Raw genomic sequence first — 25,810 nt, 5'->3', positions numbered from 1 at the left:
TGGCTAGCGCCATGCACATTTTGCAAGGCGCGTTCAGGCCTTGCCTGCAAACGACTCCAAGGCTTTGATGAAATCCTGCAACGGCAGGTGTACGGCCGGCCAGCCTTCGATGTAATAGTGCTCGATCACCACCGTGTCCTCTTCGAACGCAACATGGTAGGCATTGCCACTGTAGGGCTCCACCACTCGGTTGAGGCGCGCGGCAAGGGCCTTTTCCAGCAAATGCTCGCGTGCCACGGCCGTCACCTCATCGTCCAGGAACTGCTGCAGACTGCTGGATGGGATGTTGGACATCAGCAAACTCCTTTGTTGTGCTGACGAAAAGAGCCGGGCATCACGCCCGGCCCTGCAGAGAGTGACGCAGAATCAGTAGTCAGGATAGGCGGTGGTCACCACCGTGCCACTGGCGTTCATATAGCCGACGATGTTGAAGGACGCCGCCGGGTTGCCCGCCTGGCAACTCGCCCCCGACGGCCCGTGGAACTCGCCGTTTACCAGCCCGGTGCGGTTGTTGTACGCGTTCTGGATGGCCGCCACCACGTTGGCTTGTGAGCAAGTGTCAGGAAACATCGTGGAGACGGTCTTGGTGCCGGTCGCGCCATTTTGGGTGATGTTGAAGTTGCGCAGCACGTAGATCCCGGCCGGACCACGCGGGGTATTGGTGGTGGCAGCGGTAAAGGTCACGGTGGCAGGCGACTGGCCGTTCGGCCTGCTGTGAAAGCCCTTGGCCCGGTTGCCGGCAGCCTGCACCTGAACCTCACCACAGAACACATGCTGCTGGTTGACCGCGGGCGCGCCGCCCGAGTTGGGTTGCGGGCATTGCACGGCGGCCTGGGCAGGCGCCATCGGCACCAGGGTGAAGGCCAAGCTGCCGATAATCGCCAGACCAGCCAGCACGGCACGTGCAGGGGTTGCTACGAAAGTCTTTTTCATCTTGAAGCTCCTTTTTGCAGTGACAGGACGTTGTTGTCCTCTGGCTCCGCCGCTGCCGGCGGAAAGCGGGAGTGGGGTCAGCCGAGCAGCAGCCACTTGGCCCGGGCTAGATAAGCGGCACGATCATCGAGGCCGTTGAAGCCGCCGTTGACGCGCCGGGTGACTTCGCGCAGGTCATCCTTGTCGGCCCAGTCGTTGAGCTTGCGGTTGGCCCAGAACCAGCCGGCGACATCCACCGCCAGGGCCGGGTCGCTGCTCACCAGGGCGGGGTCGTCCTTGTTCTCGAAGTCGCGCGTGCAGTACTGGCCGTACTGGCGATAGTTGGCGCGGCCGGTGAGCTGAATCAGGCCACGACCCTTGAAGCGCGGGCCGTCGCCCGGCTGCAGGTTGCCGAGGTCCTTGCGCCCTTCGTAGGCACTCCCGCTGGCCAGCTCTTCGGTGTATCGAAGGCAGCCACTCTCATGGGCGATCTGGGCGAGGAAGTGAGCAATACGCAGTGGCGTGTCGATGCGGTAGCGGGTCAGCACCTCCAGCAACGGCTGATGGAACGCCGTGATGCGTGCGCTGCTGGCATTGATCAGCGCCAACCACAGCTTGGCCACGCCGAGCCCGCCGGGCAGCCCGACCCGCAAGGCGGCCAGGGTCGTGTCGCCCGGCGCTACCGGTTTGCCGGCCGGGCTGCCGATGATTTGCTGGAAGCTCTCAAGGGCGCTGCGCGTGCCTGCGCCCCAGAGGCCATCGGTGCCGAGCGCGCAACTGAAGCCGCGTTGCCCGCTGTTGAGGTTGAGCAGCAGTTGCAGGCTGCGCACATCGGCGGGCGCATTGCTACCGCCGGTTCCTACGGTGTTGGTGATGCACATGGTCTGCTCCTTTTTCGGGCAAGCCGCTCCCCGTGGGGCAGCGGGCAGGCCGTGCCTTGGTGTCGAAGCGAGAGGTGTCGTGGGGGTTGGCGCTACTTACCGGATGGCAAGAGCGTCAGGCTGTAAGCCAGCTTGTTGCGTTGGGTAAACAGTTGCACCTGCAAGCCACCGCCACCCTGGCTGCTCTGCAGGTAGCCCTGCGCCAGTTGCCCGCACAGGCCAGCGCCTGCGCCATCCAGGCCATAGCTGTTGACCTGCCCGTTGGCCCCGCTGTACTCCAGGTCGAAGCCGCATTTCCAATTGCCGTTGAAACGCACCTTGCCGGCGCGATCCCCCAACCCGGCGGCGGGTTCAATGTCCAGGACGACGGGGATGTCGCGGCCATCGTCCTTGAAGGTGCCGCGGTACTCGACGGCCCAGGCCGTTGCCAGGCTGGTGAGGGCCAACGCCCCCACCAGTGCAGTTGACAACTGTTTCATGGTGACTCTCCTTGTTGGTTGAATGCAGGGTTCAGAACGCCAGCACCAGCCCCGCCCACTTGGCGATGCTCAGGGCCAGGTCAGGCTGGATCGCGCCCAGAGCCACCAGCGCAGACAGCACCGCAGCACCGATGGCGCACAGCACGCGTCTGGTGGTGGACATACGCGCCGGTTGCGCGGTTTTTTTCTTCAGGATCGTGCGCATGGTTCGAGTCTCCTGGGTTGACAGCAGCAGCCGCATCGAGCGGTCAGTTCGCCTGGCCATCAGCGGGCCTCCGGTAGTGCCCGAACAGCTCGCCATCGAGGCGCACGACGATCGCCGCATGGGCATCGCCGGGCACGACAATGCTCAGTTCATGCAAGGTCTGCTTACCGCGTGGCGGGCGGCCGACCCGCAACGCCAGGCAGCCCGAGACATCGCCTGGCTCGACGGTCGCGGCCAGCGACACCTCCATCTGGGCGATGCGGATGCCCGGCCAACGCGCCCCTGTGACCTGCTGGGCGCCGGCCATGGCACCGCCGAGGGCCTGGACGAATTCTTCGAGGTGGTTCATCACGAGGCCTCCTGCTCGTCAGGCAGCCAGAACGGCCGACGGGCGAAGCCCACGTGGTAGATGAGCGACTGCAGCACCACCTGGTGCTCGCCGATGTTGAGCAGGTTGAAGCTCTTCTCGATGCCGACGATGCGCCCCTTCGGCGGCTCGCAGAGACAGCGGTTGAGCAGCGCGGTCTGCGCCTGGATCACATCCTGCGACGTCAGCTTCTCCGGATCGGTGCTGCCGACGACGATGCGTTTCACATATCCCACGTCCGTTAGATCGAACATCACGGAACTCCTTTCCGGAAAAGACTGACGGCCAACCCCCGGTCAAGGCTCAGGCGAACCCAGGGCTGACGCTGGGCCGCTCACCCTTTACTGCTGGGTGATGGCTTTTGGCGCAACCGACTGCGAGATCATGTCCAGCACCCGGGCCAGCCCTTCCGGCATTCCGTCGTCGGCGGCGTGCACCTCGACGTGGTACTTGGCCGACTGGTCGGTGGAACGGGTGTTCTCCTTGTGCGAGGACACCGAGCCTGAGATGTTGACTTTGGCGCTGAACGGCCCCCAGCCCACACTGGCCTCGGCCGACATCGCCGCCTGGGCGTCGGTGGCTTCGCGCGATTGCTCGGAGTTCTTCACCTCCATGTCGAAGGTGATGTCGACCTTGTTGATCGACAGGTTCGGCACCTTGACCACCGCCAGCAGCGGTACTTCCAACTCGACCCGTTCCATGGGGATGGTGCCGTCGTCGGGCTTGCTGGTGGAGGGACGGTCGAAGCGGAAGCTGACCGTACGCACATCACCCACCCGGTTGGGGTCGGTGTTGTTCGGGTCAGGCGCCGGTGGCAGGAAGCCGATCACCTTGATGAAGTCGGCGGTAGCGTTGGCCAGGCGGACCTGGGCGTCGCAGGCGGCGGTCAGCGGACCACCGATCAGGTCGCCCATGGGCAGGCCGCGGAACTGGTCACCCATCGAGAAGTTAGCCATTTCTGTGTCTCCTAGATCAATTTATCGAGGTTTTGCAGCAGCCGAGCCATCCCCTCCGACGGGGGCTGGGTTTCGACTTTGAGGGTGACGCGCGCCAGTGGCCCGCCTTCACCATTGCGGCGAACGCCCAGGTCGACGTTCAGAGCCTTGTGGTTCTCGCTCGGCCAGCCCGAGCCATCGGCGCCGGCATTGGCCGGCCCGACGTTCGCAGCCGAGCCGTCATCGGCGTTCAGCCCTACCTCGAACGAGATTTCCATGTCCTTGACGGCCATCAGCCGTGCCCCCACCAGCGACAGCAGCGGCACACGCACCACGCGCTCCTCGCCTTCGCGCGCTTCGGGCGAATGGGACGGCAGGCGCACATCGATGCTCACCGGTCGGTTGTCTTCGTCGAAGTACTGGCGCACGGTCGATACCTGAAAACGCTGGATCTTGTCCTGCGCCTCTGCGACCGCGCCGGCGATGCTCTGGATGAGGTGGTGGAGGGATTGATTCGCCACGTCCGACGCTCCTTGTCTGTTGCGGTGCCGATGCCGTCCGGGTGGCTTCGCAGTTCGTGCGTTGCAGGTTCAGGCCCTGACGACGGCACCGGATTGAAGGGTGGTTGGGTTACCCGTTGAATCCAGATTACGGTCAGGGCCACGCACTGTCCGGGGCTGGGCGTCCCAAAAACCTGGTCAGCCGTCCCAGGATGCGGGGGTTACTGGCCAGCCAGTTCATGCAGCCAACGGGCCAGTGAAGGCGGGGCGTGCGCGCCGCTCGCCGCGGCGTAACTGGCACTCAGCTCACCGCGCTGCAGCGCCCTCCGGGCGGCACGGGGCGACAGGCCGAAGGCCTTGCGAAACGCTTTGCTGAAATGCCCTTCGTCGGTGAACCCGTAGACATAAGCCAGGTCGCCGATACGCCGCCCGGCATTGGCGGGCTCGCCCAACGCCAGCAGGCAACGCCGCAGACGCCGTTGCAGCAGATAGCGCGCTACCCCGCCGAACGGTTCGAACGCCCGGTACAACTGGCTGCGCGAGGTACCCAGTGCCTTGGCCACAACGGCCGGGGTAAGGTCGTCACGCTGCAGGTTGCCCTCGATGTAACGACGGGCGCGCCGCCCCAAGGTCTCGGCGTCCGGTACGACAAGCGCAGGGTCGGTCACCGCGCTGGCCAGGCACGCGGCGATCACATGGAGCAAGGGCTCGGTCAGCCGTGTGCAGTCATCCTCGGTCAGGCGCGGTGCGGCCACCGCCAGCGACGCCAGCAGGCGCCCCAGAAGGCCGCCCATCGTGCTTTGCCGGCACAATCGCAGGCCATGGAGTTGCCCCTTGGCATGGGGCACCACTACGCGTGGGATGACCAGGCTCAGCCCCTCGCCTGCGGCCATGCCGAATGCCGCCGGCTGGGCCAGGTCCAGCACCACTACATCCTGCACGCGCACGCGTAGGCCATTGCCGCCGGCCAGCCCACGTTGCAGCGGCAGGTACAACACATAGTGATCCAGGTCACACCAGGCCAGACGCGCTCGATCACGCACATAGCGGGCAGCGTCCAGGCGACCGCTACACAACAGGAACCGCTTGAAATGAAAGACCGCGAGCGAGGCGTCAACCGAGGTCCCGGCACGGGCCGTGGTGCCGAACAGCACCGAGGGCCAGCCGGGATGATTTTCCTGACCGAGGTGCAGGTGGGGCAGCAGCGTGGCGCGGTCGATTGGCGTTGCGTGAATATCCATGGGATTGGCTCTTCCGTCCGTAGTAGAGCCGGAAAAGTGGTCCACAACTGACCAGTTCGTAGCCAATCGCCATCATCAATGTCAGAGGATGCCTTGCGCTGCCGTAATCACCCATGCGCAGGCTTTCACAAAAGAACAACCACCCGGCCTAAAACCGAGATTTTTTCCGTAACGAAAATGTAATATTCGCTTTCGCATACCTATAACAAGCTGGGAGCTTCACATGTTTGCCTTCTTCCGCCCTGCCGCGCACCAGGCGCCGCTGCCCGACGAGCGCGTCGACAGCACCTATCGCCGCCTGCGCTGGCAAATCTTCGCCGGGATCTTTTTCGGCTATGCCGGCTACTACCTGCTGCGCAAGAACTTCTCCCTGGCCATGCCCTACCTCATCGAGGAAGAGGGCTACACCCGCGGCCAGCTGGGCCTGGCGATCTCCGCCATCGCCATCGCCTACGGTTTGTCCAAGTTCCTCATGGGCCTGGTTTCGGACCGCTCCAACCCACGCTACTTCCTGCCCTTCGGCCTGCTGATCTCGGCCGGGGTAATGTTCATTTTCGGTTTCGCGCATTGGGCCACGTCCAGCGTGACGATCATGTTCGTGCTGCTGTTCATCAACGGCTGGGCCCAGGGCATGGGCTGGCCGCCAAGCGGCCGGACCATGGTGCACTGGTGGTCGCAGAAGGAGCGCGGCAGCGTGGTGTCGGTGTGGAACGTCGCCCATAACGTCGGCGGCGGCCTGATCGGCCCGCTGTTCCTGCTGGGCCTGGCCTGGACCAACGACTGGCACGCGGCCTTCTACGTGCCTGCCACGGTCGCCGTGCTGGTGGCCGTGTTCGCCTTCGCCACCATGCGCGACACTCCGCAGTCGGTCGGCCTGCCACCGGTCGAGCAGTACAAGAACGACTACCCCGAAGGCTACGATGAGAGCCACGAGCAGGAGTTCAGCGCCAAGCAGATCTTCGTCCAGTACGTGCTGTGCAACAAACTGCTGTGGTACATCGCCCTGGCCAACGTATTCGTCTACCTGCTGCGCTACGGCGTGCTGGACTGGGCGCCAACCTACCTGAAGGAAGCCAAGCACTTCAGCGTCGACACCACCTCGTGGGCCTACTTCTTCTACGAGTGGGCCGGCATTCCCGGCACCCTGCTGTGCGGCTGGATGTCCGACAAGATCTTCCGCGGCAACCGTGGCCTGACCGGCATCGTGTTCATGGCCCTGGTGACCGTGGCCACCCTGGTGTACTGGCTCAACCCGCCGGGCAACCCGACCATCGACATGATCGCGTTGTTTGCCATCGGCTTCCTGATCTACGGTCCGGTGATGCTGATCGGCCTGCAGGCGCTGGAACTGGCGCCGAAGAAAGCCGCCGGTACCGCGGCGGGCTTCACCGGATTGTTCGGCTACCTGGGCGGCTCGGTCGCGGCCAGCGCGGCGATGGGCTACACCGTCGACCACTTCGGCTGGGACGGCGGCTTCGTGATGCTGGTCAGCGCGTGCGTGCTGGCGATTGCGTTCCTGATTCCGACCTTGCGCCATACCAAGGTCGCCAGCAACGGGCGTGAAGCTCTGGCGTGACGCGCAAGGCAGGTGTAAATGACAAAGCCCGGGGTTTCGCCCCGGGCTTTGTGTTTTCAGGCAGTCTGCAACAGCTGTGTGATGTTGATGCCGCAAAGAATTGATCAGCCTGTGGAATCCCTCATAATCGCCTGCCATTTCATGGCCCCGAGAAGGACCTCTCTTGCGACGACTCAGCCTGAGCAACAAGAAACTGCGCAACATCCCGCGCCATCTGCGGGCCCTGGAGTATTGGGCGTCAACCTTCGAGGGCGAATTCCATCCTCGCCCGGTATGCAGCGCTACTGGAACTGGAAGATCCCGGTGATCGATTCGCTGGTTCAGGGCCCTCAGGCGCGTGTCGAAGTACAGGCCCTGTGCGTGCAGCAACTACTGGAGGCGGCGCGCCACCTGGCCGAGGCGGCCGACCACAGTCACGGCTACTACCGTGTCGCCTGCCTGCTGGTCTGGCCGTGGCTGCACCAGAGCGAGGTGACGGTCTTCTACGACCGTGATTACTACTTGTCTTTCCTCGGCCAGCACAACGCCCTGGCCCCATTACGCCTGAGCGACACCCTCGCATTGGCCCTGCCTGACGGTTTCATCGAGCATGGGCACCCGGTCATTGACGACGAAGGCGAGACACAGCACTGGTGGTGCATCGCAGAGCCGGCCTGAACGCTCATGGTTGTTGCGGGCCGACCAGCGACTTGCACATGAACACCCGAGCGAAACCATCCTCCACCGCACGGTGAGTCTCGCGGTAGCCGCGCGTACGGTAGATCTCGATGTTCTCTGTCATACGCTCGTGGGTGTACAACCTGATCGCCGCACACCCGAGCGCACGGGCGTGGGCCTCGGCGAAGTCGAGCATGTGCCGCCCTATACCCTGCCCTTTGCAGGCAGTGCGCACGGCAACGTTTTCCAATAGCAGTTCACCCGTCTCACGGCGCAGCACAAGCACACCGGCAATGCCGTTACCCAACTGAGCCACGAACACCTCGTCGTCACGCACGACTCGCGTGTAGTCAACCAGCATGGGGGCTGGCTTACGGCCTATTCTCGCGATGTAGGGGGTATACGCCTCAGCAACCAGTGCGGCAATCTCACCCGCCTCCTCGACCCTGGCCGGGCGCAGAGCGATGTCCATTCCCATGATGTCAGCTCCGGGTGGCGGCACCGTGAACGGGCCACAACACCGCTTGCGCGGCCACCACATGCCCCTTGCTGCTGTCGAAGGTCACGCTGGGCGAACCATGAAGCTGATAGCCCAAGGCCAGAATCTCGGAAATGCGCTGGCAGAAACTGGCGTCGTCCTTGCCGGTGATCAGGCGATAGACCGGCAGGTCGTTGGGTGGGGACGAGGGCATTTGAGTTCTCCTTTCAAGACCGACGTCAATCGCGTGCGGCACCGAGCATCATGCCATAGCTGATGCGCCGTTCGCCTCGACGTGTCTGACGCAGCTCCCAACGGTATAAATACCCTGCTTGCCATCTGGAGTAACGGGCTTGCGCGCAATGGCGCCAACAGTGATACAGAAATGACCTACACCAAACACAGCCATTCTGACGTTCAGATCAGCAGCTGGCTCCTCAATTTGCATCTACAGTCAGGTCCGATGCAGCAAGTGCGCAAAAAAGCACTCCGGTAAAAACACTGCCCGCTTGCAAGCCATCATCGAACGCCAAGTCATGCCACATGGACGCACCACGACCATGGACCTAGAATGCCAGACACGACAAGGATGCACCGATGACCTTTCCTGATGGGCTGCCCGACAACTGTCCGCTACCAGCGGCTGTGAGCTGTTCCGGTATGATCTATATGGTTTCACTCAACAACCCCGTGCACGAACAGGATTGCCTCTCGCAGGCGGAGCGTGGCCGGGCCGCTGACGCAACCGGCGAAAATGCCTGCATTCGCCATGGGTTGTCCGTATTTCCCGACCGTGCCAGTTGCAGCCATCAGCAATCATTGTTCCCAAGACTTGGGAAGTACATCGCTACCGCCAGGCTCGAGCCAAGCCACGGAAAGATTCTGAAGACACCGGCAAAGCGCAACCCTCTCCATATGACGTGGTGGCCATGCAAGGACGTCGAGCGCAAGCTTCTGTTCTCGATGGCGGAGGTTTGAGCATGCTGTGGCCCGTTACCTCTAACCCCATCAGCCCCCAGCCCTTTGAGACGCTGCATATCGCGGAGGTCCTTTACGAGTTCGACGGCCCCAAGATATTCACCACCTTGGGCAGCGATTCCCTCCTGCGTTTCTGGTACGAAAGCGAGGAAGACCGCGAAGAGAAGTTGATTCGCTATCTGGTTACCCCTACCAGCCCCTCGCTGATACAACAGTTAAAAACTGGGCACAAAACTGTCCATGACCTGCTCAAACAGAGTTGGCTCTGGGTGGTCGATATGCACTACGACATGTCCCCCGCCATGGCCTGGAGCCTGGAAAGCCTGGATGACGTACCCCAGCAGTTCAAGCCAGAACCCCATGCCACCCTTTGCCCAGAGCATATGCCGCTGCTTTCCTATCGCCTCATCGGGCCGGGTCTGAAGGAAGGCGCAGTACCCGCCAGCGTGATTGCACGAGCGGTCAACAGCCCGGCAAGCGCGCTCAAGAAAATCCTCGAAGTCGTCACGCAAAACGTCTCGCAAGGGAGGCCGGAAGAGAGTTTCAGGAAATCATACGATCTTCCTGCCACACGCTTTGCCTACAACAGCTTCGAAGTTTCGTTCAGCATCCCCAACTCCGACGAACTGGATCTGCAGACCTCTCCCATAGACACTTATGCCCAAAGTGCGCGCGTGCTCGAGTCGGGTTTGAGCTGGCTTGTCGAGCGGTCAGGCAACGAGCCTGAGATTTCCATACTGGAAGCACTGAGGGACCTGACACCACCGACTCACGGCCAGGTGGAGTCTGCCGAGATCCGCGGGCAGTTGATCAAGAACAATCAAGTCATCCGCCTGAACCGCCACCACCGAAAGTTCATCAGTGAAACGCTCGCCCGGCACCTTACGCAAAAGCACCAACTCGTGAAGACCAGCGGCCAGATCCGAGAACTGGACAAGGACAACCTGACCTTCATCCTCCGTGGCCGCCCCAACGGCGAGGCCGAGCTGAAATGTGCTTTCAACGACAGCCTCTACGATGACGTCGTCGAGCACTTCGCCAGCGAAGTGAACATCAGCGTCACCGGCAGGCTCCGTCAAACCAAGGCAGTGCTGGAGATCAGCGATATTGAAGCCATACCGGATGATGCTGTTTAGCACTCTTGCAGTATCTATCCGTCTCAAAGTCGCTTAGCTGAACTACCGCTCAGGGAGCACAGTGGCAGGCATCACCAACGCGGGAGCGGGCTTGCCCCGCGATAGCGCCAGCGCGGCCATCCACGCAGCCAATGTCAATCATCGCCAAACATGCCCACTTCTACTACTGCATCCCGCGCAGGATGCGCCACCTCAATGCCGTGTCTGCGGCTCACCTGGTATCTGTACCTGCGCCAACGCCGAGTCCAGCAGTGCGCGTACGGTTTCCATCTCGTGCACCGCCGTCAGCGCCAGTGTTGCTCCGAGCGAATGCGGATGCGAGACCAATACCGACTGATGGGCCACGACAAGGGCGCAGCGCACGTATTCCGCCGCCTGAATCAGGGTGTCTTCGAGGTGATGAGGGGAAGGATTGGATGGGGGTGGATCGGGGACGATCTTCAACATTTCGACTTCTCCTGCAGTTAAAGATAGGTCGCCATCCTTCCTTTGCAGTGGAGGGGTGGCGACTACGTACAGGCTGCAAAAACCGGGGCAGAAGAAGGTAACCCGGCAGGTCTGAAGACCTCCCGTACGCAGCCACCATGAAACAAACCTCACAGTGCGGTGATGCACCTGAAGCCTGGCAACGGCGTCCTTCTTCTTTGGCACGGGTTTGCAGACCCGGTCGCTGAATTGGCAACGACCAGGGGAGCCTAGGTTGCAAGGAGGACCGTAGCAATGGCTTAAAGATGGCAAAAGAATGATTCGGAAATGGACTACAAGCAATGAGGAAAAGCTGATAGCCCAGTGTCAGAAGTCGCAGGCTCAATCACCGCATTTCGCCCGATCCCGCACCGGACACTGCGCCCGGTGCAGGTTCAGCGCCGTATTGATGATGCCGATATGGCTGAACGCCTGCGGGAAATTCCCCAGCATCCGTTTGCCCACCGGGTCGTACTGCTCGGCCAGCAATCCCACGTCATTGCACAAGCCTGTCAGCCGCTCATAAAGCGCCTGCGCCTCCTCCTGCCGCCCCAGCAGCACATAGACATCCGCCAACCAGAACGAACACACCAGGAACGTCCCCTCACCTGGCGTCAGGCCGTCGCTGCAACTGTCGCTGTCGTAGCGCAGCAGCAGGCCGTTGCGCAGCAGGCGGGTTTCGATCTGTTCGAGGGTGCGCAGGAAGCGTGGATCGTCGGCGGGCAGAAAGCCGGTCAGGGCGATCTGCAGCAGGCTCGCGTCCAGCTCGGTCGAACCGTAGGCCTGGACGAAGTGGCGCCCGTCGGCATCCAGCCCGCGGCGGCAGACCTCGTCACGGATCTGGTCCGCCACCTGACGGTAATGTCGCCCCCGCTCACGCCCTTCCTCGGTGGTGTCGGCCAGGCTCGCCGAGCGGTCGAAGGCAACCCAGGCCATGACCTTGGAGTGCACGAAGTGCTGGCGACCGCCGCGCACCTCCCACAGCCCCTCGTCGGGCTCGCGCCAGATGCTTTCAAGGTACGGCAGGATCGAGCGGGCGATGGCGGCGCTGCGCGGATGCCGCGGCAGCCCGCCCTTAATGGCCTGGGTCATGGCGTCGGCCAGTTCGCCGTAGATATCCAGCTGCAACTGCTCGGAAGCGGCATTGCCGACCCGCACCGGCTGCGAATGCTCGTAACCGGCCAGCCAGGGCAGGCTGAACTCCGGCAGGTCGCGCTCCCCCGCCAGCCCATACATGATCTGCATCTGCTCGGGGTTGCCCGCCACCGAGCGCAGCAACCACTCGCGCCAGGCCTGGGCTTCGTCGAAGTAGCCGAGGTTCATCAGCGCCAGCAAGGTCATGGTGGCGTCGCGCAGCCAGCAGTAGCGATAGTCCCAGTTGCGCTCGCCGCCGACACGCTCGGGCAGCGAGGTGGTGACGGCGGCGACCATGCCCCCGGTGGGCGCGTAGGTCATGGCCTTGAGGGTCAACAGCGAGCGGCGTACCCGCTCGGTGTACGGGCCAACGTCGGGGCAGCGGGCGGCGAAGGCCTGCCATTGGTTGATGGTCTGCTCGAGGTCGTGGTCGACATCGCAACCGGGCTGCACAGGCAGGTGCGAGGGCTGGTGGCAAAGGCTGAACACCTGGCGCTCACCGGCGCGCACGCGAAACCGGGCGACGCTGTGGTGGTCCCGGCCATGGGTCTCGGTGCTGCTGCGCAGGATCAGGCGATCGGGGCCGGCAACCGCGCTAAGGGTCAGCGGGTCGAGTTTCTCCACCCAGGGCACGCTGCGGCCATAGTCGAAGCGCAGCACCAGGTCCATCTCGAACGCCGTCTCGCCGGCCAGGCCCTCGACAATGCGCAGCACAGCATTGGATTCGCCCAGGGGCATGCAGTCGAGCACACGGGCGCGACCGCTGGCGGTGGTCCAGGTGGTTTCCAGTACCAGGGTGTCGTCGAGGTAGCGGCGGGCGCTGTGTTCGACCGGGTCGCTGGGGGCGATGCGCCAACGGCCGTTTTCCTCGTTGCCCAGCAATGCGGCGAATACCGCGGGAGCATCGAAGCGTGGCAGGCACAGCCAGTCGAGGGCGCCGTCGCGGTTGATCAGGGCGGCACTGCGACAGTTGCCGATGAGGGCGTAGTCTTCGATCAGGGCGGGCATCTCGGATCCTCAGGCGGTGGGCGTGAGTTTGGATGCCGAAGCGGGATTGCCGGTTCCGTTGCGATGCACTCGGTGCAGGTTACGAGGCGTTCGAATCGATGCGCAAGAACATTGATCCACGGCACAGACCCACTGTTGCGCTGTGTTAGAAATACCGGGCCAGTGGTTGCTTTTCAGGATGAATAAGCTTCTACCCGTGCGCAACCAGTGCGCTGAGTCTCTACTATCAACAAGGACGTTATATGAAGATTGTCGGTTTATCCGGAATACTGCCCTCACGCTGCGTCAGCAACCAGGACGTGATCAACCTGGTGGAAGAACACTCCCGGGACACCTTCCAGGAAGACTTGCCGAAAACACTGAAGACCATCGGCAAGTTGCTGGAAAAAAGCGGCAGCGACACACGCCATTGGCTGGCGGCTGACGAGACGCCGATGCAATTGATGGAGGCGGCGTTCGATGCGGCGCTGGCCCAGGCCAATATCGGCAAGGGCGACCTGGACCTGCTGATCTATCCCAATGTCACCCGTGGCTTCATCGAGCCGGCCAACAGTACCTTCATCGCCAAGGCGCTGGGCCTGAACTGCCGCAACTTCGATGTGGTCGACGCCTGCAACGGCTGGGTGACGGCCATGGACGTCATCAACAGCAAGATGCAAGCGGGTGAAATCCGCTACGCCGCCATCGTCAACATGGAGTTCGGCATGTCGGCGGGCGGGCCGGTGATGCCCAAGAACTTCTCGCTGCAGTCGCCGGCCGAACTGGCCTACAAATTCCCGAGCTTTACCATCGGTGAAGCCGCCGTTGTCACCATCCTCAGTAACGAGGCAGCGGATAACTTCAAGTTCTCGTACATCAACCGACCTGACCTGAGTGACTTGTCGACGATCTCGTTGCCGGACTGGAAACTGTTCTGCAACGAGGAGGATATTGCCAGGATCGAACCTACCGGCGGCCAGTATCAGTTCAACTCCTATGCCGCCGCCTTGCACGAAGACGGTCGCAACGAAGCGATAAAAGTCTTCAACCTGCAGAAGCTTACTGCGGACGACGTGCACAAAGTGTTCATCCATACCGGTTCGCCAAAGATGTGGGAACATATTGGCCAGATGATCGGCGTCGATCACAAGTTGCATCACGTCGGGCACAAGACCGGCAACATCATTACCGCATCGATTCCCTTCGGCATCTTTGATGCGATGAGCCGGGGCGAAGCCGAGCAAGGTCAGTTCTGCATGGGCTGGGCGGGCAGTGGCGGGATGGTGTTCTCGGCCCTGTCGTTCACCTTGTAGGGCACACCTGCGCACCTACCGCCAACGGCGGTAGGTCGCTGCAGGCTCACCCCAGCTTATGCCACTCGCGCTTGTCCCGCGCCAGCAGCTCGTCGCCGGCCTCGGGGCCATCCTCTCCCGCCGCATACTCATGCACCTCGCCCCCCTCGGCCGCCCAGGCATCGAGGAACGGCTGCACGGCACGCCAACCGTTCTCGATATTGTCGGCGCGCTGGAACAGGGTCTGGTCACCGGTAAGGCAGTCGTAGATCAATGTCTCGTAACCGGTCGCCGGGGTCATCTTGAAGAAGTCCTTGTAGGCGAAACCCAGCTCGACATTCTCCATCACCAGCTCCGGCCCCGGGCGCTTGGCCTGCAGGTCGAACCACATGCCTTCGTTGGGCTGGATCTGGATCTTCAGGTAGTTGGGCTTGGGCCGCTCCAGTTCGCTTTCGCGGAACTGCGCGTAGGGCGCCGGCTTGAAGCAGATGGCGATCTCGGTGTCGCGCACGCTCATGCGCTTGCCGGTACGCAGGTAGAACGGCACCCCCGCCCAGCGCCAGTTATCGATCATCACCTTGAGGGCGACATAGGTCTCGGTCTGGCTGTGCGGGGCGACATTGGCCTCCTCGCGGTAGCCGGGGAGTTTCTTGCGGCCCTGCTTGCCGGCGCCGTACTGGCCACGCACGGAATTGCGCAGGGCCATTTTCTGCGACCAAGGGCGAATGGCGCCGATCACCTTGGCCTTTTCACCGCGTACCGCATCGGCGCCGAAGGCCGCCGGCGGCTCCATGGCGACCATCGCCAGCAGCTGGAACAGGTGGTTGGGCACCATGTCGCGCAGGGCGCCGGTATTGTCGTAGAACGCCCCGCGCGTCTCGACGCCGACGGTTTCGGCGGCGGTGATCTGCACGTGGTCGATGTAATGGTTGTTCCAGAACGATTCGAACAGGCCGTTGGAGAAACGGCTGACCAGGATGTTCTGCACGGTTTCCTTGCCCAGGTAATGGTCGATGCGGTAGATCTGCCGCTCGTTCATCACTTTGAGCAGGCAAGCGTTCAGCGCTTCGGCGCTGGCAAGGTCAGTGCCGAAGGGTTTCTCCACCACCACCCGGCGAAAGCCGCCGCCCGACTCGTCGAGCAGGCCGGCGTCGCCCAGGCGCTGGGCCACCTCGGGGAAGAAGCGTGGCGAGGTGGCCAGGTAGAAAATGGCATTGCCATGGCCGGTTTTAGCGATGCGCCGAGCCAGGGCCTGGTAAGTCTCGGGGTCGAGGAAGTCGCCGGTCTGATAGTCCAGGCGCTTGGCCAGTCGCGCCCAGCGCTTCTCGTCCAGGCACTTGGCACGCCCTTCCACGCCCTTGTCCCGCGCCTGCATGAACGCATGCAGGCGCGCGGCAAAGTCCTCGGCCGTGGCCGGGTTGTGGTCGACCCCGACGATACGCAGGTTGCGGTCGAGCAGGCCGTCACGGCTGAGGTTGTACAGCGCCGGCATCAACAGGCGCTTGACCAGGTCGCCGTTGGCGCCGAACAGGAACAAGGTGCATGGCGGCGCCGCGGGGATGGTCGTTCTAGTCATCTAGTCCTTCTTTTTCTCGACGTGGCCGCCGAAGCCCAGGCGCATGGCGGAGAGGATCTTGTCACCGTAGGTGCCCTGCTGCTGGCGCGAGCGGAAGCGGGCAAACAGCGCGCTGGACAGCACCGGCACCGGCACGGCCTGTTCGACGGCGGCGTCGATGGTCCAGCGCCCTTCGCCGCTGTCCGATACCGAGCCGCTGAATTCGGTCAGTTGCGGGTCGGCGACCAGCGCGTCGGCGGTCAGGTCCAGCAGCCAGGAGGTGACCACGCTGCCGCGGCGCCACACTTCGGCGATCTCGGCGACATTGAGGTCGAAGCGCTGTTCTTCCGGCAGTTCCGGGCCACCCTTGCTGCGCAGCAGGTCGAAACCTTCGGCGTAGGCCTGCATCAGGCCGTACTCGATGCCGTTGTGCACCATCTTCACGTAGTGACCGGCGCCGGGCGGGCCGGCGTGGATATAGCCATGCTCGGCGCGCTCGTGCTCGCCGCTGCGGCCCTGGGTGCGCGGAATGTCGCCGACGCCCGGGGCGAGGGCCTTGAACAGCGGCTCCAGGCGCTCGAACACCGCCTTCTCGCCCCCGATCATCATGCAGTAGCCACGGTCCAGGCCCCACACGCCGCCCGAGGTGCCGACGTCGAGGTAGTGCAGGCCACGCTTGCCCAGCTCGGCGGCGCGGCGCACGTCGTCCTTGTAAAAGGTGTTGCCACCATCGATGATGGCGTCGCCCGGCTCGAGCAGGTCGGCCAGTTGCGCGATGGTCTGCTCGGTGATTTCGCCCGCGGGCAGCATGACCCACACCGCGCGCGGCGCCTTGAGTTTCTGCACCAGCGCACCGAGGTCGTGGGCGCCGACGGCCCCCTCGCCTTCCAGGGTGGTGATGGCTTCGCGGTTGCGATCGTGGACCACAGTGCTGTGACCTGCGCGCATCAGGCGCCTTGCGATATTGCCGCCCATGCGGCCAAGCCCGATGATTCCCAGTTGCATGTGCCGACGCTCCCGTTGGTTTTGCTTTACAACAATTGAAGATTTCAGATTAGTCCAGCGTTCTGGCGTAGGGTTCACCGACGAACGGGGCGACAACGATAAACAAAAAAGTTCCCAAGGGCCTGCAAAGAATTCAGAATGCGCGCCGCGTGAAGCGTCTACGCTTCAAAATGTCACCAGCCATGCGAGGTGTGCCCATGGGAACCCTGATGCCTGCCACTCCCACCCAGACCCTCTATGTCACCGTGCGCCGCGATGAGCTGCGCCAGTTGAAGGATGAGCGCGATCACCTGCGCCAGCAGGTCGCCCAACTGAACCTGCTGCTCGAACAGGCCCGTTTGCAAGGCAAGGCCGCTGGCCTCTGACTCACCGCCCCTCTGCGTGGGAGCTGCCAGGCTCCCACCTCGCCTCAGCTTCCCTTCCTGATTACGTTGTGCCGCGTCTGTCGCGAATCCGCTGCGCCTACGCTGGCTAGCCTCATATTTTGCAACAACTCGCCAACGTTTGCGCGTCTAAACAGTCGCGACAAAAATGACCAACGGGTCACTTTCATGCCGCTTCGTCTCCTACACTCCAGATTCGGCCCGCGTTTTGCTCGGAAAAAGTGACGTAAAAAAGTCGAACTTTCCAAAACACGGGCAGGTCAGGACTTTAAGTAGGGCCGACGCAAAAGGACTGCCTGACGCCAGGCCCGCACACCCCAACCAGTCCATACGTCTTTTGGCGGGAATGCCGAGCGTGCCGTGCCTGCGCGCACGAATCTGGGGCAAGGAACGCACTACGAAGATGCAACAACGATCAGAGAGCAGACCCACGAGCCAACGCCAAGCAAACAGAACAAGGGACGGAGAGAAGTATGATCAGTGCCGCTGTCGAACCTCACGTAGAGTCATTCAACCCGGATAACCGCGAGCCGCTGCCATCGGCACTCGCCCCGACAGTCAAGGCACCCGGCGCGCAGCGCCAGCACAACCCGAACAAGCGCAAGATCCTGTTCGTCACCTCGGAGATCGCCGACCTGGTCAAGACCGGCGGCCTGGGCGACGTGTCCGCTGCCCTGCCCCGTGCCCTGGCGCACCTGCACGATGTGCGCGTGCTGATCCCCGGCTACCGCCAGGTGGTCGAGAGCGACAACCCCATTCACATCGTCGGCGAGCTGGGCGGCCACGCCGCGCTGCCGCCGTGCAAGATCGGCCGCATGGATCTGGCCGACGGCCTGGTGATCTATGTGCTGATCTGTCCCGAGCTGTACCAGCGCGACGGCACGCCCTACGGCGCCAATAACGGTCGCGACTGGCCCGACAACCACATCCGCTTCGCCCGCCTGGGCCTGGCCGCCGCGGAAATCGCCGCCGGCGAAGGCATGGCTCACTGGCGCCCCGACCTGGTGCACGCCCACGACTGGCCGGCCGGGCTGGCCCCGGCCTACATGCACTGGCGCGGCCTGAGCACCCCGACCTTGTTCACCATCCACAACCTGGCCTACCAGGGCGTGTACAGCCGCGGCTGCAGCCCGGAACTGGCGATCCCCGACCACGCCATGCAGCAGGAAGGCATGGAGTTCTACGGCAAGCTGTCGTTCCTCAAGGCGGGGCTTGCCTACGCCAGCCACATCACCACGGTCAGCGCCACCTATGCCCGGGAAATCACTACCCCCGAGTTCGGCTGCGGCCTGGATGGTTTCCTCGCCAGCAAGGCCCAGCAGGGACTGCTCGGCGGCATCCCCAACGGTATCGACGAAAGCTGGGACTCGGCCACCGACCAGCACCTGGACCACAACTTCAGCATCAACGACTGGGAGGGCAAGGCGCGCAATGCCGACCAGGTACGCGCGCTGTTCGGCCTGCAAGCAAGCGAGGGGCCGCTGTTCGCCGTGGTTTCGCGGTTGGTCTACCAGAAAGGCCTGGACCTGACCCTGGGGGTGGCCGACTACATCGTCGAACAAGGCGGCCAGATCGCCATCATCGGCCGTGGCGAACCGGAGGAAGAGCAGGCCATGCGCGAACTGGCCCTGCGTCACCCCGGCCGCATCGGCGTGCGCATCGGTTTCAACGAGACCGACGCCCGGCGCATGTTCGCAGGCAGCGACTTCCTGCTGATGCCGTCGCGCTACGAGCCCTGCGGCCTGAGCCAGATGTACGCCCAGCGCTTCGGCTCGCTGCCGGTGGCGCGCAACACCGGCGGGCTGGCCGACACCATCGAGAACGGCGTGACCGGTTTCCTGTTCAACGACTCCACCGAGGACAGCTATCGCGAAGCCCTGGGCCGCGCCTTCTATGTGTACGGCAAGAAGCACCTGCTCAATGCCATGCGCTGCCTGTCGATGACCCAGCCATTCAACTGGTGCCAGGCGGTGGAACCCTATGCGCGCCTGTACGAAGACCTGGTGAAGCAGACGCAGCACGCCCATTACTGAGCGGAGAGCCGACGATGCACAAGCATGGCGCACAGTTGCTGGACGCCACGTCGGCGCGCTTCGCCCTGTGGGCGCCGGATGCGCGCAGCGTGAGCGTGGCGATCGGCCAGCAGCCGCCCGTGGCACTGCTGCCCGACGACGATGGCTGGTACACAGGCGTCGCCCCCTGCCAGGCGGGCGAGCGCTATCAGTTCGTGATCGACGATGAACAGCGGGTGGCCGACCCGGCCTCGCGCTGCCAGCCCGAGGGCGTGCATGGGCCCAGCGAGCTGGTGGACATCAGCCGCTACCCGTGGCGCCACGCGTGGCAAGGCCGTCCGTGGCACGAGGCGGTGATCCAGGAGCTGCACGTGGGCCTGTTTGATGGCTACCACGGCGTGGCCCAGGTGCTGCCACGCCTGGCCGGGCTGGGCATCAGCGCCATCGAGCTGATGCCGCTGGGGCAGTTCCCCGGTGAGCGCAACTGGGGCTATGACGGCGTGCTGCCGTTTGCCCCCCAGCACAGCTATGGCCGCCCCCAGGACCTGTGCGCGCTGGTCGACGCCGCCCATGGCCAGCGCTTGATGGTACTGGTGGACGTGGTCTACAACCACTTCGGCCCGGACGGCAACTACCTGCACCGCTACGCCAGCCCGTTCTTCCGTGAAGACCGCCAGACACCGTGGGGCGCGGCCATCGACTTCCGCCGCGCCGAGGTGCGCGAGTTCTTCATCCAGAACGCCCTGATGTGGTTGTGCGACTACCGCTGCGACGGCCTGCGCCTGGACGCGGTGCACGCCATCGACCAGCCGGACTTTCTCGTCGAGCTGGCCCAGCGGGTACGCGCCACGGTCGAGCCTGGGCGGCAGGTCTGGCTGGTGCTGGAGAACGAGCACAATCAGGCCATGCTGCTCGAGCAAGGCTTCGACGCGCAGTGGAACGACGATGGCCACAACGCCCTGCACGTACTGCTGACAGGCGAAACCGAAGGCTACTACGCCGACTACAAGGACCGGCCGATCGACCAGCTGGCACGCTGCCTGGCCGAGGGTTTCGTGTTCCAGGGCCAGCCCGACCGCCACGGCAAGCCCCGCGGCGAGCCCAGCGGCCATCTGCCGCCCAGCGCCTTCGTGCTGTTCCTGCAAAACCACGACCAGGTCGGCAACCGCGCCCTGGGCGAACGGCTGTCCCGGCTCTGTCCGCCGCAGGCCCTGAAGGCCGCCACCACCCTGCTGCTGCTGGCACCGATGATCCCGCTGCTGTTCATGGGCGACGACGACGGCAGCCGCAAGCCGTTCCTGTTCTTCACCGACTTCCACGACGCGCTGGCCGACGCCGTGCGTGAAGGTCGCCGGGGTGAGTTCGCTCATTTCGAGGCCTTCGCCGACCCGCAGAAGCGCGAGCAGATACCCGACCCCAACGCCGAGGCCACCTTCGAGACCTCCAAACCTCGGCAACAGGAGGTACTGGCCGGCTGGCACGGCCTGTACCAGCAGTTGCTCGCACTGCGCAGGCGCCATGTCATCCCGCATCTGCCTGGCACCCGCGCCGAGGGCTGCGAGGTGCTCGGCGCCAAGGCGCTGACCGCCCGCTGGCGCCTGGGCGACGGCCAGCAGCTGCGCATCGACCTGAACCTCGATGCCCAACCCCAGCCGGTCACCTTGCCGGCACTGCCCCGCCGCCTGTTCGACAGCAGCGACAACGCCCACCCCGACTCTAGCCTCGCCGCGCACAGCTGCGTGGTGAGCCTGCTGCCCCCCGACCAGGAGACGCCATGAGCGCAGAGCCCCTTCACCGCCTGGCCGCCCGGGCAGGCCTGGCCCGCGACTGGATAGACGCCAATAACCGCCCGCAGCAGGTCAGCGATGACGTGCTGCGCCTGGTGCTCGCCGGCCTTGGCCACCCGGCCGGCAACGCCGCCGACATCGACGCCAGCCTGCGCGCCGTGGAGCAGGCCGAAGACAGCGAGCACCTGCCACCGCTGCTGACCGTGGACATCGACCAGCCCCTCGACCTGCAGCGTTACTTCAGCGCCGCCAGCCAGGTGCGCTGCAGCCTGGAAGACGGCAGCCAGCGCAGCCTGACCCTGGACGCCCAGGCGCGGCTGCCGGCCGGGTTGCCCCTGGGCTATCACCGCCTGGATATCGATGGCCGGACCTGCACCGTGGCCGTGGCACCGGCGCGTTGCCATGCCCTGCAAGACTGCGTGGAGCAACCCCCGCCCCGTTGCTGGGGCCTGGCCGTGCAGCTGTACAGCCTGCGGCGCCCCGGCGATGGCGGCTTTGGCGACTGCCTGGCACTGGAACAACTGGCACGCCACGCCGCCGAGCGCGGCGCCGATGCCCTGGCCATCAGCCCGATCCACACCCTGTCGGCCTTCGACCAACACCACTACAGCCCCTATTCGCCGTCCAGCCGCCTGCTGCTCAATGTGCTCTATGCCAGCCCCGGCGTGGTCTTCGGCGAACGCGAAGTGCGCATGGCCATCGAGGCCTGTGGCCTGGAGGCGACCCTCGAAGCGCTGGAGCAGCATACGCTGGTGGACTGGCCCAGGGCCGCCGAGGCCCGTCTGCGCCTGCTCGAAGCGCTCTACCGGCACTTCAGCCAGGGTGAGCACCCCTTGCGCGCGGACTTCGACAGTTTCCGCGCCAGTGCCGGCGAGCAACTGGAACACCACTGCCGCTTCGAAGTACTGCAGGCCGAAGCAGTGAGCAGCGGCCTGGGCGCGGACTGGCGCAACTGGCCCAAGGCCTGGCACAACCCCTACGACCCCGAGGTCGAGGCCTTCGCCAACGCCTACCCGGCCCGGGTCGAGTTCCATGCCTTCTGCCAGTGGCTGGCCGAGCGCAGCCTGCAACGGGCCCAGGACGCGGCGCGCGGCAACGGCATGGCCGTGGGCCTGATCGCCGACCTGGCAGTGGGCGCCGACGGTGCCGGCAGCCAGGCCTGGAGCCGCCAGGACGAACTGCTGGCCGAACTCAACGTCGGCGCCCCGCCCGATATCCTCAACCGCGCCGGGCAAGACTGGGGCATCTGCGCGTTCTCTCCCGAAGGCCTGCGGCGCAACGGCTACCGCGCCTTCATCGAAATGCTGCGGGCCAACCTGGCCCATGCCGGCGGCCTGCGCATCGATCATGTGATGGGCCTGCGCCGCCTGTGGCTGATCCCCCGTGGTGCCCGGCCCAGCGAAGGCGCCTACCTGAATTACCCGCTGGACGACCTGCTGCGCCTGCTGGCGCTGGAGTCGGCGCGACACCAGGCGATCATCCTTGGCGAGGACCTGGGCACCGTGCCCGAGGGCCTGCGCGAGCGCCTGGCCGACAAGGCCGTGCTGGGCATGCGCGTGCTGCCGTTCGAGCAGCAGCCGCCCGGGCGCTTCACGCCGATCCTCGACTGGCCGGACAACGCCCTGGCCACCACCGGCACCCATGACCTGGCCCCACTCGCCGGCTGGCTGGCCAGCCGTGACATCGACTGGAGCCATCGCCTGCAACTGATCGACGCCGCCACAGAGCTGCACTGGCGCCATACCCGGGCCCTGGAGCGCGACGGCCTGCGCCGAACCCTGGAGCAGAACTACGGGCCACTGCGCGACGATTCGGCGCTGATCGACGCGGCGATCCGCTACGTCGGCCATACCCGCGCACCGCTGGTGCTGGTGCCGCTGGAGGACCTGCTGGGCAGCGACGAGCAACCCAACCTGCCCGGCACCACCACCGGCCATCCCAACTGGCGCCGCCGCTTCAAGGCGCCAGTACGCGAACTGCTGGACGACGAGGACGCCGCCCGGCGCCTGGAACTGCTGGCCCAGGCCCGCGAACAAGCCTGGGAGCGTGACCGATGAAACCCTTGACCGCCACTCTGCGCCTGCAACTGCACAGCGACTTCACCCTCGACCACGCGGTACCGCTGGTGCCTTATTTCGCCCGGCTGGGTATCAGCCACCTTTACGCCTCGCCCATCCTCACCGCCCGCGCAGGCTCGCGCCACGGCTATGACGTGGTCGACCCGACCCGGGTCAGTCCCGAACTCGGCGGCGAGGCGGCGCTCGAACGCCTGGTGGCCGCCTTGCGCCAGCATGGCATGGGGCTGATCGTCGACACTGTGTCCAACCACATGGCCGTGGGCGGCGCCGACAACCCGTGGTGGCAGAGCCTGCTGGCCTGGGGCCGGCGCAGCCCCTACGCGGAATTCTTCGATATCCAGTGGCATTCCAGCGACCCGTTGCTGGCCGGGCAACTGTTGCTGCCGTTTCTCGGCAGCGACTATGGCGCCGCCCTGCACAACGGCGAGATCCCGCTGACCTTCGATGCGCAGCACGGGCGCTTCGAAGTCGCCCACCATGAGCACCGTTTCCCGATCTGCCCACTGGACTACCCACGCATCCTCGGCCAGGCCGAGGACCCGCGCCTGCAAACACTGGCCGCGCACTTCAGCGCCCTCGGCGAGGCGGCCGACCCTCTGGCCGCGGCCCAGCCGCTACACCGCGAACTGGCGCGCCTGGCCGCCGCCGGCGCGGATCCGCAATCGGCCCTCGCCGCCTTCGACAGCCGCGGCGAAGCAGGCTTCAAGCGCCTGCACCTGCTGCTCGAGCGCCAGACCTACCGCCTGGCCAGCTGGCGCACCGCCGCCGACGACATCAACTGGCGGCGCTTCTTCGACATCAACGAACTCGGCGGCCTGCGCGTGGAGCGTGCCGTGGTGTTCGAGGCCACCCACGCCAAGCTGTTCGAGCTGATCCAGCGCGGCCTGGTCGATGGCCTGCGCATCGACCACATCGACGGCCTCGCCGATCCGCGCCGCTACTGCCGCAACCTGCGCCGCCGGGTAGATTCACTGCTGGCGCGACGCCCCGTCGATGCCGCGCTGGCGCACTTCCCGATCTACGTGGAAAAGATCCTCGGCGCGGGCGAACACCTGCACCGCGACTGGCTCACCGACGGCACCACCGGCTACGAGTTCATGAACCAGGTGTCGCTGCTGCAGCACGACCCTGCGGGCCAGCCCGCCTTGGACGAACTATGGCGCAACACCAGCGAGCGTCCCGATTTCCCCGAGGAGGTGCGCATCGCCCGGCACCTGGTACTCAACGCCAGCCTGGCCGGCGACTGCGAGTCGGTGGCCCAGGCCCTGCTGCAGGTGGCCCGCGACGACCTGATGACCCGCGACCTCACCCTCGGCGCCATTCGCCGGGCGCTGCAGGCGCTGGTCGAGCACTACCCGGTGTACCGCACCTACATCAATGCCTGCGGCCGGCCCGCCGAGGACGAGGCGTTCTTCCAGCAGGCGCTGGCCGGGGCGCGCCAGTCGCTGGGGGAGGCCGACTGGCCGCTGCTCGGTCAGCTCGAACGCTGGCTCGGCGGCCAACCCTGGCGGCACCTGCCGCCGGGCCGGCCGCGCAAGCACCTGCGCCACGCCTGCGTGCGCTTCCAGCAACTGACCGCTCCCAGCGCCGCCAAGGCCGTGGAGGACACCGGCTTCTATCGATCCGCCCGGCTGCTGTCGCGCAACGACGTGGGCTTCGACGCCGAGCGTTTCGGTGCCGATACGGCCTGGTTCCACAACGAAGCCCAGCGCCGCCTGCGCGACTTTCCCGACAACCTGCTGGCCACCGCCACCCACGACCACAAACGCGGCGAGGACTGCCGCGCGCGGCTGGCCGTGCTCAGCGAACGCGCGCCCTGGCTGGCCAGCCGTGTCGAGCACTGGCGCGAGCTTGCCGCGCCGTTGCGTGAGGAACTGGACGATGGGCGGGCGCCAAGCCCCGGCGACGAGCTGCTGCTGTTGCAGACGCTGCTCGGCAGCTGGCCGCTGGACCTCGACCTGCATGACCCGCAAGCCCTGAAACGCTACGCCGAACGCCTTCGCCAATGGCAATGCAAGGCCCTGCGCGAAGCCAAGCTGCGCAGTAGCTGGGCGGCCCCCAACGAACGCTACGAGCGTGCTTGCGCGGCCTACGTCGACGGCCTGCTGCTGGACGGGGAAAACCAGCAGCTGCGCCAGTCCCTGCATGAGACCGCGCAGCGCCTGGCCTGCCCCGGCGCCTTGAACGGCCTGGCGCAGTGCCTGCTGCGCATGACCACCCCCGGCGTGCCGGACCTGTACCAGGGCAACGAGTACTGGGACCTCTCGCTGGTCGACCCGGACAACCGCCGCCCGGTGGACTACCCGGCCAGGCGCGCCAGCCTCGACGACGGCACGCCACTCGCCGAGCTGCTCGCCCACTGGCGCGATGGCCGCATCAAGCAGGCCCTGGTGGCCCGCGTGCTGGACGCCCGCCAGGCCCATCCCGAGCTGTTCCAGCGCGGCGCCTATCTGCCACTGACCGCGCAGGGCCGCCACGCCGACCAGGTGCTGGCCTTTGCCCGCCTGGGCCAGGGCGAACGCGCCATCATTGTCGTGCCACGGTTGGCCAGCGCCCTGCTGGGCCCGGCCGCCACCCCGTTGATCCCGGCACAGAACTGGGACGATACCCGGCTTGTACTGCCGTTTGCCTTGTCGCCTGCCAACTGTTCGGGACTTTTCGGCGGCGGTGCTGTCACCCCTTCAAGGGAGCTGATGTTGAGCACCGTGCTGGCAGAGTTTCCGGTCAATGTGTTGATTGATCATGCCTAACTGTATTCAGGAGCGTC

26 protein-coding genes are annotated in these 25,810 nt (G+C 64.9%); 10 read left to right on the top strand and 16 right to left on the bottom strand.

Annotated features, from left to right (window positions below; all coding sequences use genetic code 11):
* Nucleotides 1–33: 33 nt before the first annotated feature.
* The 10 genes from ACZ9C1_RS01970 to ACZ9C1_RS01925 form a co-directional block, all read right to left on the bottom strand.
* Entirely contained in the window at nucleotides 34–294 is a 261-nt protein-coding gene (locus ACZ9C1_RS01970) for a hypothetical protein (RefSeq protein ID WP_110698574.1), read from the bottom strand.
* A 72-nt stretch (nucleotides 295–366) separates the two neighbouring features.
* Entirely contained in the window at nucleotides 367–933 is a 567-nt protein-coding gene (locus tag ACZ9C1_RS01965; protein ID WP_110698576.1) for an EndoU domain-containing protein, read from the bottom strand.
* A gap of 77 nt (nucleotides 934–1,010) precedes the next feature.
* The gene (locus ACZ9C1_RS01960) at nucleotides 1,011–1,793 is read right to left on the bottom strand and encodes a glycoside hydrolase family 19 protein (RefSeq protein WP_139672073.1); all 783 of its coding nucleotides are present in this window, start codon (nucleotides 1,791–1,793) and stop codon (nucleotides 1,011–1,013) included.
* A gap of 92 nt (nucleotides 1,794–1,885) precedes the next feature.
* Nucleotides 1,886–2,272, bottom strand: a complete 387-nt coding sequence (locus tag ACZ9C1_RS01955) for a hypothetical protein (protein ID WP_476253479.1) — start codon at nucleotides 2,270–2,272, stop codon at nucleotides 1,886–1,888.
* Nucleotides 2,273–2,303: 31 nt separating this feature from the next.
* Entirely contained in the window at nucleotides 2,304–2,477 is a 174-nt protein-coding gene (locus ACZ9C1_RS01950) for a hypothetical protein (protein WP_250888410.1), read from the bottom strand.
* Nucleotides 2,478–2,520: 43 nt separating this feature from the next.
* On the bottom strand, nucleotides 2,521–2,826 hold the full coding sequence (locus ACZ9C1_RS01945) for a hypothetical protein (protein WP_110698584.1): 306 nt from the start codon (nucleotides 2,824–2,826) through the stop codon (nucleotides 2,521–2,523).
* On the bottom strand, nucleotides 2,826–3,098 hold the full coding sequence (locus ACZ9C1_RS01940; RefSeq protein ID WP_110698586.1) for a hypothetical protein: 273 nt from the start codon (nucleotides 3,096–3,098) through the stop codon (nucleotides 2,826–2,828). The genes ACZ9C1_RS01945 and ACZ9C1_RS01940 overlap by 1 nt, the downstream gene beginning before the upstream one ends.
* Before the next feature lie 87 nt (nucleotides 3,099–3,185).
* Nucleotides 3,186–3,800 carry a DUF2589 domain-containing protein gene (locus ACZ9C1_RS01935; RefSeq protein WP_110698588.1) on the bottom strand — a complete coding sequence of 205 codons (615 nt, stop codon included), beginning with the start codon at nucleotides 3,798–3,800 and terminating at the stop codon, nucleotides 3,186–3,188.
* Between the two features lie 11 nt (nucleotides 3,801–3,811).
* Complete coding sequence (locus ACZ9C1_RS01930; RefSeq protein ID WP_110698590.1) at nucleotides 3,812–4,300, bottom strand: DUF2589 domain-containing protein; 489 nt, start codon at nucleotides 4,298–4,300, stop codon at nucleotides 3,812–3,814.
* A 200-nt stretch (nucleotides 4,301–4,500) separates the two neighbouring features.
* Entirely contained in the window at nucleotides 4,501–5,520 is a 1,020-nt protein-coding gene (locus tag ACZ9C1_RS01925; RefSeq protein WP_110698592.1) for a helix-turn-helix domain-containing protein, read from the bottom strand.
* A gap of 223 nt (nucleotides 5,521–5,743) precedes the next feature.
* Here ACZ9C1_RS01925 and glpT point away from each other — a divergent pair, with 223 nt between their 5' ends.
* Both glpT and ACZ9C1_RS01915 read left to right on the top strand, forming a co-directional pair.
* Entirely contained in the window at nucleotides 5,744–7,096 is a 1,353-nt protein-coding gene (gene glpT / locus ACZ9C1_RS01920; protein WP_476253478.1) for a glycerol-3-phosphate transporter, read from the top strand.
* A gap of 303 nt (nucleotides 7,097–7,399) precedes the next feature.
* Nucleotides 7,400–7,753: a DUF3916 domain-containing protein gene (locus ACZ9C1_RS01915; protein ID WP_476253477.1), complete on the top strand. Its 354-nt coding sequence runs from the start codon at nucleotides 7,400–7,402 to the stop codon at nucleotides 7,751–7,753.
* 4 nt (nucleotides 7,754–7,757) lie between these two features.
* Here ACZ9C1_RS01915 and ACZ9C1_RS01910 read toward each other — a convergent pair whose 3' ends face one another.
* Both ACZ9C1_RS01910 and ACZ9C1_RS01905 read right to left on the bottom strand, forming a co-directional pair.
* Nucleotides 7,758–8,114 (bottom strand): GNAT family N-acetyltransferase, encoded by a 357-nt coding sequence (locus ACZ9C1_RS01910; RefSeq protein WP_476253476.1) that lies wholly within the window; start codon nucleotides 8,112–8,114, stop codon nucleotides 7,758–7,760.
* Between the two features lie 121 nt (nucleotides 8,115–8,235).
* On the bottom strand, nucleotides 8,236–8,445 hold the full coding sequence (locus ACZ9C1_RS01905; RefSeq protein WP_476253475.1) for a DUF1737 domain-containing protein: 210 nt from the start codon (nucleotides 8,443–8,445) through the stop codon (nucleotides 8,236–8,238).
* Between the two features lie 383 nt (nucleotides 8,446–8,828).
* Here ACZ9C1_RS01905 and ACZ9C1_RS01900 point away from each other — a divergent pair, with 383 nt between their 5' ends.
* Together ACZ9C1_RS01900 and ACZ9C1_RS01895 are read left to right on the top strand one after the other, a co-directional pair.
* Entirely contained in the window at nucleotides 8,829–9,209 is a 381-nt protein-coding gene (locus ACZ9C1_RS01900; RefSeq protein ID WP_476253474.1) for a hypothetical protein, read from the top strand.
* A gap of 2 nt (nucleotides 9,210–9,211) precedes the next feature.
* A complete protein-coding gene (locus ACZ9C1_RS01895; RefSeq protein WP_476253473.1) occupies nucleotides 9,212–10,345 on the top strand; it encodes a hypothetical protein in 1,134 nt (377 codons plus the stop codon).
* Nucleotides 10,346–10,537: 192 nt separating this feature from the next.
* Here ACZ9C1_RS01895 and ACZ9C1_RS01890 read toward each other — a convergent pair whose 3' ends face one another.
* Nucleotides 10,538–10,792, bottom strand: coding sequence for a hypothetical protein (locus ACZ9C1_RS01890; RefSeq protein WP_476253472.1), 255 nt, complete (start codon nucleotides 10,790–10,792; stop codon nucleotides 10,538–10,540).
* 360 nt (nucleotides 10,793–11,152) lie between these two features.
* Nucleotides 11,153–12,952, bottom strand: a complete 1,800-nt coding sequence (locus ACZ9C1_RS01885) for a glycoside hydrolase family 15 protein (protein ID WP_476253471.1) — start codon at nucleotides 12,950–12,952, stop codon at nucleotides 11,153–11,155.
* A 242-nt stretch (nucleotides 12,953–13,194) separates the two neighbouring features.
* Here ACZ9C1_RS01885 and ACZ9C1_RS01880 point away from each other — a divergent pair, with 242 nt between their 5' ends.
* Nucleotides 13,195–14,244, top strand: a complete 1,050-nt coding sequence (locus ACZ9C1_RS01880) for a 3-oxoacyl-[acyl-carrier-protein] synthase III C-terminal domain-containing protein (protein ID WP_476253470.1) — start codon at nucleotides 13,195–13,197, stop codon at nucleotides 14,242–14,244.
* A 46-nt stretch (nucleotides 14,245–14,290) separates the two neighbouring features.
* Here the strand turns inward: ACZ9C1_RS01880 and zwf are convergent, their stop codons facing one another.
* Both zwf and gnd read right to left on the bottom strand, forming a co-directional pair.
* On the bottom strand, nucleotides 14,291–15,799 hold the full coding sequence (gene zwf, locus ACZ9C1_RS01875) for a glucose-6-phosphate dehydrogenase (protein ID WP_476253469.1): 1,509 nt from the start codon (nucleotides 15,797–15,799) through the stop codon (nucleotides 14,291–14,293).
* Nucleotides 15,800–16,819, bottom strand: coding sequence for a phosphogluconate dehydrogenase (NAD(+)-dependent, decarboxylating) (gene gnd / locus ACZ9C1_RS01870; RefSeq protein WP_256591471.1), 1,020 nt, complete (start codon nucleotides 16,817–16,819; stop codon nucleotides 15,800–15,802).
* 161 nt (nucleotides 16,820–16,980) lie between these two features.
* Between gnd and ACZ9C1_RS01865 the strand changes: the two genes are divergently transcribed.
* The 5 genes from ACZ9C1_RS01865 to ACZ9C1_RS01845 all read left to right on the top strand — a co-directional run bounded on the left by ACZ9C1_RS01865 (nucleotide 16,981) and on the right by ACZ9C1_RS01845 (nucleotide 25,793).
* Nucleotides 16,981–17,148: a DUF6026 family protein gene (locus ACZ9C1_RS01865; RefSeq protein ID WP_219730232.1), complete on the top strand. Its 168-nt coding sequence runs from the start codon at nucleotides 16,981–16,983 to the stop codon at nucleotides 17,146–17,148.
* A gap of 491 nt (nucleotides 17,149–17,639) precedes the next feature.
* Complete coding sequence (gene glgA, locus ACZ9C1_RS01860) at nucleotides 17,640–19,199, top strand: glycogen synthase GlgA (RefSeq protein ID WP_102684443.1); 1,560 nt, start codon at nucleotides 17,640–17,642, stop codon at nucleotides 19,197–19,199.
* Between the two features lie 14 nt (nucleotides 19,200–19,213).
* Nucleotides 19,214–20,956 carry a malto-oligosyltrehalose trehalohydrolase gene (gene treZ, locus ACZ9C1_RS01855; protein ID WP_277503376.1) on the top strand — a complete coding sequence of 581 codons (1,743 nt, stop codon included), beginning with the start codon at nucleotides 19,214–19,216 and terminating at the stop codon, nucleotides 20,954–20,956.
* Nucleotides 20,953–23,022, top strand: coding sequence for a 4-alpha-glucanotransferase (malQ, locus tag ACZ9C1_RS01850; RefSeq protein ID WP_198755839.1), 2,070 nt, complete (start codon nucleotides 20,953–20,955; stop codon nucleotides 23,020–23,022). Before treZ ends, malQ begins: the two co-directional genes overlap by 4 nt.
* Nucleotides 23,019–25,793 carry a malto-oligosyltrehalose synthase gene (locus ACZ9C1_RS01845; protein WP_476253468.1) on the top strand — a complete coding sequence of 925 codons (2,775 nt, stop codon included), beginning with the start codon at nucleotides 23,019–23,021 and terminating at the stop codon, nucleotides 25,791–25,793. The genes malQ and ACZ9C1_RS01845 overlap by 4 nt, the downstream gene beginning before the upstream one ends.
* Nucleotides 25,794–25,810 lie beyond the last annotated feature (17 nt).

This window comes from Pseudomonas sp. TE21435 (genome assembly GCF_056279265.1).
Note: the sequence above shows the minus strand (reverse complement) of the source record. Positions and strands in the feature narration are given on the sequence as shown.

Coding starts and splice junctions, on each gene's coding strand:
- ACZ9C1_RS01910 (WP_476253476.1), bottom strand. CDS start 8,114: ATGCTGGTTGACTACACGCGAGTCGTGCGTGACGACGAGGTGTTCGTG.
- malQ (WP_198755839.1), top strand. CDS start 20,953: ATGAGCGCAGAGCCCCTTCACCGCCTGGCCGCCCGGGCAGGCCTGGCC.
- ACZ9C1_RS01935 (WP_110698588.1), bottom strand. CDS start 3,800: ATGGCTAACTTCTCGATGGGTGACCAGTTCCGCGGCCTGCCCATGGGC.
- ACZ9C1_RS01955 (WP_476253479.1), bottom strand. CDS start 2,272: ATGAAACAGTTGTCAACTGCACTGGTGGGGGCGTTGGCCCTCACCAGC.
- ACZ9C1_RS01845 (WP_476253468.1), top strand. CDS start 23,019: ATGAAACCCTTGACCGCCACTCTGCGCCTGCAACTGCACAGCGACTTC.
- ACZ9C1_RS01885 (WP_476253471.1), bottom strand. CDS start 12,952: ATGCCCGCCCTGATCGAAGACTACGCCCTCATCGGCAACTGTCGCAGT.
- treZ (WP_277503376.1), top strand. CDS start 19,214: ATGCACAAGCATGGCGCACAGTTGCTGGACGCCACGTCGGCGCGCTTC.
- ACZ9C1_RS01890 (WP_476253472.1), bottom strand. CDS start 10,792: ATGTTGAAGATCGTCCCCGATCCACCCCCATCCAATCCTTCCCCTCAT.
- ACZ9C1_RS01950 (WP_250888410.1), bottom strand. CDS start 2,477: ATGCGCACGATCCTGAAGAAAAAAACCGCGCAACCGGCGCGTATGTCC.
- ACZ9C1_RS01965 (WP_110698576.1), bottom strand. CDS start 933: ATGAAAAAGACTTTCGTAGCAACCCCTGCACGTGCCGTGCTGGCTGGT.
- ACZ9C1_RS01895 (WP_476253473.1), top strand. CDS start 9,212: ATGCTGTGGCCCGTTACCTCTAACCCCATCAGCCCCCAGCCCTTTGAG.
- ACZ9C1_RS01960 (WP_139672073.1), bottom strand. CDS start 1,793: ATGTGCATCACCAACACCGTAGGAACCGGCGGTAGCAATGCGCCCGCC.
- ACZ9C1_RS01905 (WP_476253475.1), bottom strand. CDS start 8,445: ATGCCCTCGTCCCCACCCAACGACCTGCCGGTCTATCGCCTGATCACC.
- ACZ9C1_RS01900 (WP_476253474.1), top strand. CDS start 8,829: ATGACCTTTCCTGATGGGCTGCCCGACAACTGTCCGCTACCAGCGGCT.
- ACZ9C1_RS01970 (WP_110698574.1), bottom strand. CDS start 294: ATGTCCAACATCCCATCCAGCAGTCTGCAGCAGTTCCTGGACGATGAG.
- glgA (WP_102684443.1), top strand. CDS start 17,640: ATGATCAGTGCCGCTGTCGAACCTCACGTAGAGTCATTCAACCCGGAT.
- zwf (WP_476253469.1), bottom strand. CDS start 15,799: ATGACTAGAACGACCATCCCCGCGGCGCCGCCATGCACCTTGTTCCTG.
- ACZ9C1_RS01940 (WP_110698586.1), bottom strand. CDS start 3,098: ATGTTCGATCTAACGGACGTGGGATATGTGAAACGCATCGTCGTCGGC.
- ACZ9C1_RS01925 (WP_110698592.1), bottom strand. CDS start 5,520: ATGGATATTCACGCAACGCCAATCGACCGCGCCACGCTGCTGCCCCAC.
- ACZ9C1_RS01945 (WP_110698584.1), bottom strand. CDS start 2,826: ATGAACCACCTCGAAGAATTCGTCCAGGCCCTCGGCGGTGCCATGGCC.
- ACZ9C1_RS01865 (WP_219730232.1), top strand. CDS start 16,981: ATGGGAACCCTGATGCCTGCCACTCCCACCCAGACCCTCTATGTCACC.
- glpT (WP_476253478.1), top strand. CDS start 5,744: ATGTTTGCCTTCTTCCGCCCTGCCGCGCACCAGGCGCCGCTGCCCGAC.
- ACZ9C1_RS01880 (WP_476253470.1), top strand. CDS start 13,195: ATGAAGATTGTCGGTTTATCCGGAATACTGCCCTCACGCTGCGTCAGC.